The 13,635-nt window shown below is 40.4% G+C and carries 9 protein-coding genes; 4 read left to right on the top strand and 5 right to left on the bottom strand.

What is annotated here, in order from left to right; translation table 11 throughout:
• Complete coding sequence (locus BM266_RS04785) at positions 1-726, top strand: TrmH family RNA methyltransferase (RefSeq protein WP_093406567.1); 726 nt, start codon at positions 1-3, stop codon at positions 724-726.
• Between the two features lies 1 nt (position 727).
• On the opposite strand, the gene porT is transcribed toward BM266_RS04785, so the two are convergent.
• Both porT and ubiE read right to left on the bottom strand, forming a co-directional pair.
• Complete coding sequence (porT, locus tag BM266_RS04780; protein ID WP_093406564.1) at positions 728-1,435, bottom strand: type IX secretion/gliding motility protein PorT/SprT; 708 nt, start codon at positions 1,433-1,435, stop codon at positions 728-730.
• A gap of 4 nt (positions 1,436-1,439) precedes the next feature.
• Positions 1,440-2,168 (bottom strand): bifunctional demethylmenaquinone methyltransferase/2-methoxy-6-polyprenyl-1,4-benzoquinol methylase UbiE, encoded by a 729-nt coding sequence (ubiE, locus tag BM266_RS04775; RefSeq protein WP_093406562.1) that lies wholly within the window; start codon positions 2,166-2,168, stop codon positions 1,440-1,442.
• Between the two features lie 136 nt (positions 2,169-2,304).
• On the opposite strand from ubiE, the gene trkA reads away from it, so the two are divergent.
• Positions 2,305-3,654 carry a Trk system potassium transporter TrkA gene (gene trkA, locus BM266_RS04770; protein ID WP_093406559.1) on the top strand — a complete coding sequence of 450 codons (1,350 nt, stop codon included), beginning with the start codon at positions 2,305-2,307 and terminating at the stop codon, positions 3,652-3,654.
• On the top strand, positions 3,654-5,150 hold the full coding sequence (locus BM266_RS04765; RefSeq protein ID WP_093406557.1) for a TrkH family potassium uptake protein: 1,497 nt from the start codon (positions 3,654-3,656) through the stop codon (positions 5,148-5,150). Before trkA ends, BM266_RS04765 begins: the two co-directional genes overlap by 1 nt.
• 65 nt (positions 5,151-5,215) lie before the next feature.
• On the opposite strand, the gene BM266_RS04760 is transcribed toward BM266_RS04765, so the two are convergent.
• Both BM266_RS04760 and BM266_RS04755 read right to left on the bottom strand, forming a co-directional pair.
• Complete coding sequence (locus tag BM266_RS04760; RefSeq protein WP_093406554.1) at positions 5,216-6,409, bottom strand: pyridoxal phosphate-dependent aminotransferase; 1,194 nt, start codon at positions 6,407-6,409, stop codon at positions 5,216-5,218.
• Positions 6,410-6,436: 27 nt separating this feature from the next.
• Complete coding sequence (locus BM266_RS04755) at positions 6,437-7,540, bottom strand: fatty acid desaturase family protein (RefSeq protein WP_093406552.1); 1,104 nt, start codon at positions 7,538-7,540, stop codon at positions 6,437-6,439.
• A gap of 121 nt (positions 7,541-7,661) precedes the next feature.
• Between BM266_RS04755 and rsmG the strand changes: the two genes are divergently transcribed.
• A complete protein-coding gene (gene rsmG, locus BM266_RS04750; RefSeq protein WP_093406826.1) occupies positions 7,662-8,291 on the top strand; it encodes a 16S rRNA (guanine(527)-N(7))-methyltransferase RsmG in 630 nt (209 codons plus the stop codon).
• A 1-nt stretch (position 8,292) separates the two neighbouring features.
• On the opposite strand, the gene BM266_RS04745 is transcribed toward rsmG, so the two are convergent.
• Positions 8,293-13,623 (bottom strand): LamG-like jellyroll fold domain-containing protein, encoded by a 5,331-nt coding sequence (locus tag BM266_RS04745; RefSeq protein ID WP_139220595.1) that lies wholly within the window; start codon positions 13,621-13,623, stop codon positions 8,293-8,295.
• Between the last annotated feature and the right edge of the window lie 12 nt (positions 13,624-13,635).

Here is a 13,635-nt window from a genome sequence, read left to right as displayed (position 1 = left end):
ATGGTTAGTAAAAGCCAAATTAAGTTAATAAGAAGTCTTGGTCAAAAAAAGTATCGTCTTAAAAATGCGATGTTTATTGTTGAAGGTGAAAAAAGTATACGTGAGTTTCTGTCTTCCCGGTTTGTACTGGAAAAACTTTATACTACTGAAGATTGTTTTGAGATCGCTGCATCCAAAATTGAAATTATTTCTGAAGCAGACCTGAAGAAAATAAGTCAACTTAAAACCCCTCAAATCGCACTGGCGGTTTTTAAAATTCCGAAGCAGGAATCTTTCCGGCCCCAAGGCCTGGTAGTTGCCCTGGATGGAGTGAGAGATCCCGGTAACCTGGGAACGATAATTCGGTTATGTGATTGGTTCGGAATTCAAAATCTGATCTGTTCTTCAGATACTGCCGATATTTTTAACCCAAAAGTAGTGCAGGCAAGTATGGGCTCGTTAACCCGGGTGGAAGTGGTTTACAGCGATCTGGCTGAATTTATTAAAAATACTGATAAGCTTCCGGTTTTTGGGGCATTTATGGAAGGAGAAAATATTTATACCAAAACCCTCCCGGCTGAAGGGATCCTGGTAATGGGTAATGAAGCCAACGGAATTTCAGAAAAGATAGAGAAGCTAATCACCCAGAAAATAGGAATTCCCCGGTTTGGCGATACTAACCAAACAGAAAGTCTTAATGTGGCTACCGCAACTGCCATCCTTTTAAGTGAGTTTAAGCGCAGATGATCTACTGAAAAGTAAAGTTTAGAAAAACTGCCCTGGTAGACATTTTTTCGATATTGCCTGTGTAAAGACTGTTGGAGGTATTATCTCTTATCAGTTCGTCATTAATAGCAAATACCCCTCTAATGGACGGTGAAAACTTAAAGTAATACAGGTACAGGTCTACCCCAAATCCTATTTCATAATAATAGGAATTTGTTGTCATCCTGAATTGCCCTGCATAATTATCATCAGGGTTGTTTTCGTTACTCGAAAGATTAATTGAAGTAGAGACTCCTCCTACCACAAAGGGTTTAAAATTGTTAAGCCTGTCGGTAGAAAATTTAAGCAGAAGGGGAATGTGAACGTAAGTTGAATTGATTTCACGGTAGGTGTCGGGATCGGCCTTAGTAACCTGAAAACCCCTGGTGTTAAAACTAACTCCCGGTTCGAGCCGTAGGTCGAGGTTGTTGGAAAGTCTAAGATTTCCAACCAAACCTACGTTAAAGCCCATATTGGTTTCAACGATTCTGTCTTTACCGGTAGTGGGACTGGGATCGTATTCTTCATATTTAAATTTGAAATCGTAGGAATTCAGGCCCAGGAAATAGCCCCAGGACCAACGTTGCCGGTCGAAATTTTCATTGTTCATAATCTTTTCCCCGGAAAACAACTGTGCGTGGGAAAATGAAAAAGACAGCATGAAAAAGGCTAGCAGAAAAAATCTTCTCATAGTTTTATTTTGAACCCTTATAAATGGTTGCCACCCCAAAAGTTTGAGGTTGGTGTTCTACATTAGTAAACCCTGTTTTCTTCAAAATATTGTTGAAGTTTTCTCCATATGGGAAAGATGCGGCGCTTTCGCTTAGATAGGAATAGGCATCTTTGTCTTTAGAAAAGGCTTTTCCTATTAATGGAAGAACGTAACCTGAATAAAATTTGTAGCCTTGTTTAAATGGAAATTTTGTGGGTACAGAGGTTTCAAGTACTATAAAAATACCTCCCGGCTTTAAGACTCTGTATATTTCGGCCAGACCTTTTTCAAGGGTTTCAAAATTTCTTACTCCAAAAGCGACTGTAATAGCATCAAAAGAATTGTCATCGAAGGGAAGAGCTTCAGAATCTCCCTGGATCATTTCTACTCTTTTATCCAGGTTTTTTGCTGCAATTTTCTTTCTGCCCACATTCAGCATTCCTTCAGAGATGTCTAATCCTATAATTCTTTCAGCTTTTATTGGGGCCATTTGTATAGCGAGATCTCCCGTTCCGGTGGCAATATCCAGAATGGCTTTAGGGTTTTGAGCTGCAACAAGGGCTATTACCTTCTTTCTCCACTTTACATCGGTTCCAAACGAGATCACTCGGTTTAGATCATCGTAATTTCCGGAGATATTGTCGAACATCTGTTCAACCTGCTTTTTCTTGTTGAGTTTTGAATCGTGGTATGGAGTAACCTTTTTGCCCATGCAAATAATTTTTTCCAAAGATAAGTCTTATCGGCAAACTGCGTCTCACAGATTCTTAATTTGTTGAAGCGGTAGAGATTTTTGGATTGTGGAAAATAACGTACATTTGCTTTTCCTTACAATTTCAAGCAGTTATATGAAGATAATTATCGCCGGAGCGGGAGAAGTAGGCTTTCATTTGGCAAAATTACTTTCCTTTGAATCCCAGGATATTACATTAATTGATACCAACCGGGATAATTTAATTTATGCTGATACTCATCTTGATATTAGAACCATAAAAGGGGATGCAACTTCTATTGCTATTTTAAAAGAGGCTCATGTTAAGCATGTAGATATGTTAATTGGGGTTACCTCCAGTGAAGCAACTAATATAACGGCTTGTGTTCTGGCAAAACAGTTAGGTGCAAAACGAACTATAGCCCGTATTTCTAATACAGAATTCCTTCATAATAAAGAGGAGATAGGTTTTGCTAAACTGGGAATAGATGAACTCATTTCTCCTGAAGCCATTGCAGCACGAGAGATTGAATTACTCTTAAACCAGTCTGCTTTTAACGATAGCTATGAATTTGAAGGTGGTTTGCTTACCATGATTGGGCTTAGCCTGTCACGCCAGGCGCTTTTTGTAGGTAAAACTGTAAAGGAAGCGGCGGCCATATTTCCCGAATTAAATTTTGTGCCTATCGCCATCCAGCGCTTAGGTACTCAATACACCTTGATTCCTCGTGGAGATACAGAGTTTAGAGAGGGAGACCAGGTGAATTTTATCACGCTAAAAGAAGGGGTGGAGAACCTTTATAAGTTAGCAGGAAAGGTAAAACAGGATATCAAAAATGTGATGATCCTTGGAGGGAGTAGGATCGGGATGAAGACTGCCCGTGACCTCTGCAGTCACAATTTTAATGTTAAGCTGATTGAACAAAACAAAACCAAGGCTTATGACCTGGCCGACGAACTCCCGAAAGCCCTTGTTATCTACGGAGACGGTCGCAATGTAGAATTACTGGAGGAAGAAAATATTCATGATATGGATGCTTTTATCGCCGTAACCGGTAATTCTGAAACCAATATTATGTCCTGCCTGGTAGCGAAATCCAAAATGGTTAAGAAAACGATATCACTGGTGGAAAACATGGATTACTACCAGTTAAGCCACTCCATAGGTATCGATACCCTTATCAATAAAAAACTCCTGGCCGCTAATAATATTTTCCGTTATATAAGAAAAGGGGAAGTGGTTGCTATGACTAAAATAAACAACATGAACGCCGAGTTGCTCGAGTTCATTGTTAAGCCTAATTCCCAGGTTTGCGATAAAAGAATTAAAAACCTCGACTTTCCACGTTCAGCGATTATTGGAGGGATTATTAGAAATGGTGAAGGGATTATCGCTTTGGGTGATTTTATGATCAAGGCCGGAGACCGGATTGTTGTGTGCTGTCTTCCACGATCTATTAAAAAAGTTGAAAAACTCTTTTTGTAATGCCAAGGCTTAACTACCAGATCATCTTTCACGTGATGGGGCTGTTGCTTTTGTGTAACGGAGCCTTTATGTTATTAGCCGTTTTAATAAGTTGGTTTTACCAGGATGGCGTTACCCTCGAAATTTCTTCAGCAGCTTTAATCACCTTGTTTATCGGGATTCTTTTAATGTTTAGTACAAGAGGACACCGTAAGGAAGTCAAAAAACGTGAGGGTTATATAATTGTAACCTTCGGATGGATCTTTATGGCCCTTAGTGGAACCCTGCCTTATATTATAAGTGAATCAATTCCTCAGTTTCATAATGCTTTTTTTGAGACCATGTCTGGTTACACCACAACCGGAGCCTCCATTTTGAATGACATTGAATCTATCCCCGATGGGATTTTATTCTGGAGGAGTTTAACACATTGGATAGGCGGGATGGGAATTATTGTTCTGGCTATCGCCATCCTTCCTCTTTTAGGAATTGGAGGCATGCAGCTTTTTGCTGCTGAAGCTCCCGGTCCAAATGCCGATAAGCTTAAACCCCGAATTACCGATACAGCCAAACGCCTCTGGTTAATCTATGTATCTTATACCGTAGCTGAAACTATCCTGCTTAGAATTGCCGGGATGAGTTTCTTTGATGCGATTAATCATTCTTTAAGTACGCTGTCTACCGGAGGGTTTTCAACCAAGAACATTAGCGTTGCTTATTGGAATGATCAACCGCTAATTCAGTATATTATAATTTTATTCATGGTCCTGGCGGGTAGTAATTTTGTACTCAGCTATTTTAGTTTCAAAGGTCGAATTCAAAAGGTTCTGCATGATGACGAGTTTAAATGGTATATCCTGTTTATTGCAGTATTTACGGTCCTAGCTTCTGTTTTAATATATTTTGAAGCCGATATAACTCTTTCTCAAATAGACCATCCAATGGTATGGGGAGAAGCCGAAAGTGCTTTTAGGCATGCCCTGTTTCAGGTGATATCGATAATTACTACCACAGGTTTTGTTACTGCCGATTATACGATGTGGACTCCGTTTTTAACACTAGTCTTTTTTGGCTTGTTCTTTCTCGGAGGTTCAGCAGGTTCTACTTCGGGAGGGGTAAAAGTTATGCGTCACATCATTATGATTAGAAATGGGATGACAGAATTTAGACGCAGCCTGCATCCCAATGCCATCTTGCCTGTACGCTTCAATGGAAAATCCGTTAGCCATGATATCGTTTTTAATATTCTGGGCTTCTTTATTCTTTATATGCTGGCGTTTATTATAGGGTCGGTTGTTTTTGGAGGGATGGGCCTGGATTTTGAGACTGCCATTGGCGGTGCAGCTTCTTCCCTTGGGAATATTGGACCAGCATTGGGGGCCCTCGGCCCTGTTAATAATTATGATATCCTACCGGTCTTTGGAAAGTACTGGAGTGCCTTTTTGATGTTGATTGGGCGATTGGAACTCTTTACAGTTCTAATAATCTTAACCCCGTATTTCTGGAGGAACCACTAATAAAAAACCGATCTGAAATTTCAAACCGGTTTTAATCTATTCTGAAAATTTTAATCAGCAGTAATTTATGCTTCTGCTAAAACTTTTTTGATGCGTTTTAAAGCTTCTTCGATCTGAGCTTCGCTGGCTGCGTAAGAAATTCTTATACAATCAGGATTTCCAAAAGCATCACCGGTTACAGTAGCTACCAGGGCTTCTTCCAGTAAGAACAAGGAAAAATCTGTGGCATTTTCAATTTTATGTCCTTTGATTGTTTTTCCGAAGAAATAAGAAACATTTGGGAAGACATAAAAAGCTCCTTCCGGTTCGGTGGTTTTAAAACCTTCTATCTCATTTAGCAAATCGATGATGAGTTTCCTTCTTTTCTTAAAGGTGTCTACCATATAATCAATTTTGCTCACTGGAGCTTCCAGCGCAGTGATTACCGCACGTTGAGCAATACAGTTTGCGCCGCTGGTTATCTGGCCCTGCATTTTATTACAGGCACGGGCTATCCAGGCCGGAGCACCTATGTAACCAATTCTCCAACCAGTCATAGCGAAGGCTTTGGACACTCCGTTAACAGTGATCACGCGATCATACATATCTTCGAATTGTGCCATTGAGGCGTGGTCTCCTACAAAATTAATGTGCTCGTATATTTCATCACTAACCACAATTATGTTAGGATATTTCACTAGAACATCGGCAAGAGCTCTTAATTCTTCTTTACTGTACACCATCCCACTTGGATTACAAGGGGAGCTGTACCAGATCATTTTTGTTTTAGGAGTAATAGCTGCCTCAAGTTGTTCCGGGGTCATTTTGAAATCGGTGTCTACGGTAGTAGGAACTTCTACCGGTACTCCTTCAGCCAATTTTACTATTTCCGCATAGCTCACCCAATAAGGGCAGGGCAGAATAACTTCATCTCCGGGATTAAGGATCACCATCGCTGCATTGGCTAGCGATTGTTTTGCACCGGTTGAAACCACGATCTGAGACCTGTCATAAGTAAGATCGTTATCCCTTTTAAATTTATTGATAATTGCATCCTTCAGTTCTACATAACCATCTACCGGCGTGTAGCTGTTGTAATTATCGTTAATAGCCTGAATGGCCGCTTCTTTAATGAAATCGGGGGTGTTGAAATCTGGTTCCCCCAGGCTTAGTCCAATGATGTCTTTTCCTTCGGCCTTAAGTTCACGCGCTTTTGCAGCCATAGCCAAAGTTTGAGAGGTTGCCAGGTTATTAATCCTGTCAGAAAGTTGTTCTTGCATTTTTAAAAGGTTAAAAATTAATTATACTTATGAAATTGCAGGTTTTGCTCCCATTTCTTTAAGATGTTTGAAATGGGCAATTATTGCTGCGCGTGTGGTTTTGTATTCGTTGTAAGGAAGGTTACACTCCTTAGCGGTTTCTTGTACTATTTTAGAAATTTTTGAATAGTGAATATGACTTATATTCGGAAAAATGTGGTGCTCCACCTGGTGGTTAAGGCCACCTGTGAACCAGTTCACTACCTTGTTTTTTGTAGAAAAATTCACCGTGGTAAAGAGCTGATGAATGGCCCAGGTATTTTTCATAGTTCCGGTTTTATCAGGCAGTGGCATTTGAGTTTCTTTGACCACATGGGCCAGCTGAAAAACTATGCTTAAGATCAATCCGGCGGTATAATGCATGACGAAGAATCCAATTAGAATTTTCCACCAGGAAATAGAAAGAATGAGCATTGGAATAACAATCCAGATAGCAACGTAGATAATTTTTGTTATTGCCACTATGCTCCATTGGGTAACCGGATTTGGCATTTTCCCGTAGGAAAGTTTCCTTTTCAGGTAGTTTTTCGTTTGTTTAAAATCGGTGGTGAGAGCCCAGTTGAAGGTTAATAATCCATAAAGAAATATGGAATAATAATGCTGAAATTTATGAAACCATCGCCACTCGGCATGCTCAGAAAAACGGATGATACGTCCTGCATCAAGGTCTTCATCATGGCCGTGTATGTTGGTGTAAGTATGGTGAAGCACATTATGTTGTACCTGCCAGTTGTAAACGTTTCCGGCAAGCACATAAATAGTGCCTCCCATGAATTGATTTACCCATTTCTTAGTTGAATATGAACCGTGATTTCCGTCGTGCATAATATTCATGCCCACACCGGCCATTCCGGCACCCATTACTACGGTTAGTAATAGCATCCACCACTGGGATATATCTAAAGTAAGGATTAAAAAGTAAGGCGTTAAAAACAAGGAGAACATAGCTATGGCCTTCAGATGAAGCTTCCAGTTCCCGGTTTTTTTTAGATTATTTTCTTTGAAATAATTATTCACCCTTTTGTTTAGAATTCTGAAGAATTTTGCAGAATCTACCCGGGAGAATTTTATTTGATTTTGAACGTTTTCCATGTAATTTTTTGTAAACGGTAAAGGTAAAATTTTTATATAGTTAATCTATAATCAATACCGTATTAATATACGCTGCAATTTCAGCACCAAATTATGTATTTTTGTGGCAAATTTGAAAACTTTGGAATTAATAAAGAAATACTTCCCCAATTTAACCGAAGACCAGCTTTTAAAATTCGAGAAAATAGAGGAACTATACAAGGACTGGAACCTGAAAATAAACGTTGTTTCCCGAAAAGATATAGACGAGCTTTACTTGCGGCACGTTTTACATTCGCTGAGTATTGCAAAAGTACAAAGCTTTAAACCCGGTTCAAAAATTCTGGATGTAGGAACAGGTGGTGGTTTTCCCGGAATTCCGTTAGCAATATTATTTCCAGAAACCCAGTTCCACCTGGTAGATTCTATCGGAAAAAAGATAAAAGTAGTGGAGGAGGTAGTGGCCGGTCTCGATCTCAAAAATGTGAAGGTTACTAATGCGAGAGTAGAGGAAATTTCAGGGGAATACGATTTTATTGTAAGTAGAGCTGTTGCTGCTATGCCTACTTTTGTTCATTGGGTGAAAGGAAAAATAGCCAAAAAGAGCAATCACGAGTTAAAGAACGGAATTCTCTACCTGAAAGGCGGAGATCTCACCGTTGAACTTCGCGAATTTCCAAAAGCCACCATCTACGAACTCCCCGATTATTTCGAGGAGGAATTTTTCCTCACCAAAAAAGTAGTTCACCTTCCTTTGAAATATAAAAAATAAGCTACTGTTTTATGATCACTTGGGTGGCTATTTCCCCTTTGTTGGTGTAAGCTCTTACTACATAAACAGCAGAACTAAGCGGTTTGTCCAGTTCCAGGGTTATTAGTTTCGCTTTTGGAACTTCGAGAAAGCTATGTACCTCCTGACCAGAAATACTATAAATAACCAGTTTGTTTATTTCAAGCATTTCCGGGTTTTTGATATGTAATTCCCGGCTGTTGTAGGAGTATCCCATTTCCAGCAGAGCCAAATCTTCATCATCCACATCTTCCTCCGGTTCCTCTCCATTGTAAAAAACAATCTCGTACCTGTTGTTATAAATTTCCGGGCTAAGACTAGCTTTGAAATCAGCTTTGGTTAGATCAAAATAGGAGTCATCAATTTTATCGTGGAGGTAGATATTTACGTGTTCAGGAAGATTTTCCAGTTTACTTATCTTTATACCAAACTCACTTTCTTCTGCGATTTTCAACCCAATTGGCAGGACCTGGTCCAGATAAAAATTTGGTACTCCCTGGATTACAAATTCATTATCATTAATCATCCAGTACATATCTTCTTCAGAATTATCAAGGAGTGGGGCATCATAACCCAAATCTATGCCATTAGTGGCATTCCGGTCTGCTGTAACCAGGATTTCCCGAAGATATCCCTTCGGAGAATTAAACTGAAGACGTATTTTGTATCGGGTATCTTTTTGCATTTTATTAGCCTGCACTGTAACTTTTTGCTTTGAGGGACTTTCATGACTCAAGAAAAGACTTTGAGCTTTATTGGCTTCGGAAGCAAAAACCCTGTATTCATTTTTGAATTTTATGGTTCCACCGGAAATATTGGTATTGGTTTCTGCACCTGAATCCCCCGAGGCGGTATTGATGAAGAATCCCTGTCCAACTGGAATATATGGTCCAGGTGTTTTTGTTCCCGTTTCGTTTGTATCATCATTTATCCGGTCGTCGTTGGAAATTGCCTTAAGCCCACCTGAAAGATTAAAAGCGGCATAACCTCCAACATATTTCTCGAGATAGTGGGTTTGGCCAGAGTAATGATCCCAGTAATAAATGGTTCCGTTGAAAACATTTCCGCTAAGGGAAGGATTGCTGTTTTGAAGATGTCCTTCGATAAATTTAATAGCATTTACAGCGGATGGGTAGGGGTTTCCGATCAAATAATTCTGATCTGCAGTAATTCCGGTCAATTCGATATCTCCGTTATTTGGGAAGCCTTTAAAGGTGTAATTCTGAAGTTTATTCTGTTTAACCGAAACCCAATGTGTTCCTTTCATGGTGTAGCCTTCTCCAGGTTTGAGGAAGTATTGTGGATCTGTTGGGTTGCTGCCAATTCTTTCCCACTGGCTGTATTGGTTCGCTTCTTTTTTTCTAAAGACATTAATCCAGAAATTACTGATCTTAATCGGAGAACTTAATGGTCCATCGGCATGGGCATAGCGATCTCCAAAGTTGATAACTTCATATGTATCAGTGCCCGGTATAGTACCATCAAACATAACTTCTGCAACAGTGTAAGTTGAAGAACTTGAAGGTAAAACCGGAGAGCTCCAGTAATTGTAATTAAAGCTACTGGCGGTACCCTGCTGGTCTCGTTCAATATGCCCGGAACCTAAGACTTCACTGCCTTTCGACTGAATCAGCTGTGATTCCCCATTGAGGTCCAGCACCCCATCTAACTTGAAATAGCGGGTAATGGTTAGTCCATTTCCGGAAACGTTATTCGCTCCCTGCATATCCAATGTACCTCCTTCATCCAGAAGGGCAAGCAGGTCTATGCTTTTAGAATTATTGGTGCTGGCAGGATTATGGATCAGTTTATTGTCTAATCTGACGATATTCCAGGCGATGGTATCTCCGGTTATTCCAGGGCTGCTGGGCGGATCCCAAACTAAGGGTTCCTTCCAGGTATTTGTGTCCCACCAGGAGCCATTGATTGCTGCAATATAAGGCAGGGGGGCGGTGTTATCCTGTGGAGTTGTAATATTTTTTAGAAGCCCTTCAACTTTATTGGCAGCCTTATCCTTGGTTATTCCATTGGCTATTTCATTTACAAGTAACTGGTAGTAACCTTCAAGGCTGGTCCAGGCAAGGTTGCCGGGAACGCTCATAGGTAAGACTTCCCCTTTAACCGGGGTTACATTTACTTCAAGCCTCTGGTTCATCATAAACCTTAATTGTTCCTCTGTTAGAGCAGTATTCCAGACACGCACTTCCTCGATCCAACCGTGGAAATAGTTTTGGGGAATTTCCGGGTTGTTCTTATCGAATTCGGCGCCAATTAGGAAAGGGGATGAATTTATTGCGGGATTAGTGGCAGCGGCATTTCCCACTCTTATTCCATCAACATATAAGTGAGCTCTTGAATCTTTAAATATTACCGCAATATGATACCATCTTTGAGTACCTAACTGTGAGGATGATGAAACAGAACTGTTTCCCCATCTAAAGGTTGGTGCTCCCTGGTTGATGACCAGGTCATAACCTCCCTCCCCGGGATTCCTCATATTTCTCTTGGAAAGGATGGTCTTAACTCCATTGATAGATTTTAATTTAACCCAGGCCTCCATACTGAAGGTGCCGGAGGTAAGCCCGTATTTATTGCCGAAGATAATGTGATCATCAACCCCGTCAAAATCCAGGGTGCTGCAATCTCCAACAAAGGTGATTTGGACTTCATCATAGTTTGCACAAGAACCATCGGCATGGGCAATTGTCCATCTTAGAATATGGGTGCCGGCAGTAGCGGTAAACCCAGAATTTGGATCATTAACATTTGCAATTGTTCCTCCCGTTCCCGAAATGATGGACCAGGTGCCAGTTCCTGTTACCGGAGTATTTGCCTCAAGAAGAGTGCTGTTAAATCCGCAACTGAAAGATTGGTTTATGCCTGCCTCTGCAGGGCTTGGTTGTACCGGCTCAATAATTGTAACTTCTTTAAGAATCTGGCAACCATTGGCATCAATTACCGTTACGGTATAATTACCTGCAGTTAATCCTGTAGCTGTTGCAGTAGTTTGCTGGCCGGCGTCATTCCATAGATATTGGTATGCAACACCGGTAGTAAAAGGAGTGCCTCCTGTGGCTGTGACAGTAGCTTCTCCGGTTTCTCCGAAACAGAGTGGCGGAGTGGTGACTACTTCAGCAGAAATTGCATAAGTAGGCTCAATAATACTAACGCTGGCTGTAGTTGTATTTCCTCTTGCGTCTTTAATGTAAATAATATAATCTCCGGCTTCATTATTAATAAATTGGCTATTTGTTTGATATTCGGGGTTGTCCTCTGTTAGGCTATAGGTATAAGGTGCAAACCCGCCTGAAACTTTCACATTAATAATCCCCGAAGCCTCGCCTTTACATAAGATTTCATTAGCAGTAGCCTTAGCATCTAAGGCTGTAGGTAGTACTAATGGATCATCTATAGAATAACAAAATGCATTATTGTTTTGTCCACAATCCTTCTTGGATACATTCGTCCAGGTTATATAAAAGTTATCAATGTCCAGATTGTCACCGCATTTAAAATCTATTGGATTTTTCGTAAAGCGTATGTACTCACCAATCTTATTATCTTTGCTATCATTGGGGTCATCGTCGATGTCATCTCCATTCCTACAACCTTTTATGAAATTAGTATCAATTATTTCATTGATGTCATTTCGAACAATATATACCAATTCTACGTAAGGGTTGTAGGCGTTTGCACTTTTATCTACTTTTAAATAAATGTATTTATTTTGTTGATCATTACAATTATTCTGAAGATCTATAGCTGTTCCGTTGCTATCTCCAACATAAAAATTATTAGGATCAAAAACTATGTTTTCAGATTTTCCACAAGGCTCATAACATTTCCCTACATACAATGATTGAGTAACAATTAATTCAATACCGGTTGAATCCGTTATAGTTAATGTTATGATTTTATTCCCTATTTCAGAAAAAAATACCTGATGTTCCCCTACACCTTTTCTCAATGGATTAGCAGCATCTGCCCCAAAATCCCAGGAGTACTCATACGGCGCCACTCCGCCAAAAGCAGTTAGGTTTTCAACTTCAAAATATGACGTTCGCATGTCAGTGGCTCCTTCAATACTTTCGCAAATACTTCTAGAAACAATAAAGGCTTCAAGGCCATCAATTATAGTGAAATCTTTTTCGTCACGACATCCCTTTGAATCTATGACAGTGAGTGTATAATTTCCAGCTGCAAAATTATTAACAGTTTTTGTAGATTGTAAAATAGCAGTTTCTCCAGCCTTTCTCCATTCGTAGGTATAACCTGGGGTTCCTCCGGAAGCATTGACCGTAGCCGATCCCGTGGAAGTTCCATAGGTTGTGGTTCTGGTAGTGGTTAAATCTGCAGTAAGAGCAGCTTCCGGCTGAGTAAGTTGCAGATTGTCTTTAAGTATGATAACACAAGCAGTTTGTGCCGCATCTCTGATATATACTTTGTACGAACCGCTTTTTAAACCGCTGAAAGTTTGACCGGTTTGCCAGTTGATTGCGTCTATGCTGTATTCGTAACTGCCACTTCCACCGCCAGGACTGCTGAGAGAAATAGTTCCGTCATTGCCTTCAAAGCAGCTGATATTAGTGTGGTCTACCGTGGCACTAAGCACTGCAGGTTCGCTTACTGTAACGCTTTTTTGAAGGGCACAGCCTTTGCTGTCCTTTACAAAAATGGTGTGGGTCCCTGCGGTTAATCCGGAAAAAGTGGTTCCTATTCCATAAGTTACGTTGTCAATAGAATATAAGTAATCGCCGTTTCCTCCGGTTACGGTTCCGGCAGTAACTGTTCCGTCATTTCCTCCATTACAGCTTACAGGAGTAGAGGTGGGCGTTACCATAGTAAGTGCATCTGGTTGTGCAACAGTTACAGACTGGGAAATTTCACATCCTTTGGAATCTCTAACCATAATGGTATATGTTCCAGCCGCTAATCCACTTAAGGAATTTGATGTTCCGTAGGTGCCTCCATTCAGTTTGTATTGATAATCCCCGTTTCCTCCAGAGGGTGTTCCTGCGGTAATAGTTCCGTCGTTTCCGCCGTTACAGCTAACGGGCGTTGATGAAGGACTGGTGGATGTAAGGGGATCTGGTTGAGTAACAGTTACAGTTTGGAAAGTCTCACAATTTTTTGAGTCTTTTACTGTAATGGTATAAGTTCCCGAAGTTAATCCACTAAAAGTATTTGATGTTCCATAAGTACCTGCATCTAGTTTATACAGGTACCCACTGTTGCCGCCTGAAACATCTCCTGCGGTGGCAGTTCCATCATTTCCTCCGTTACAGCTAATTGGCGTGGAGGTTGGTGTCGACATAGAAAGGGGATC

It is taken from the genome of Salegentibacter flavus, from assembly GCF_900115145.1.
In the GTDB taxonomy this organism is placed as follows: domain Bacteria; phylum Bacteroidota; class Bacteroidia; order Flavobacteriales; family Flavobacteriaceae; genus Salegentibacter; species Salegentibacter flavus.
Note: the sequence above shows the minus strand (reverse complement) of the source record. Positions and strands in the feature narration are given on the sequence as shown.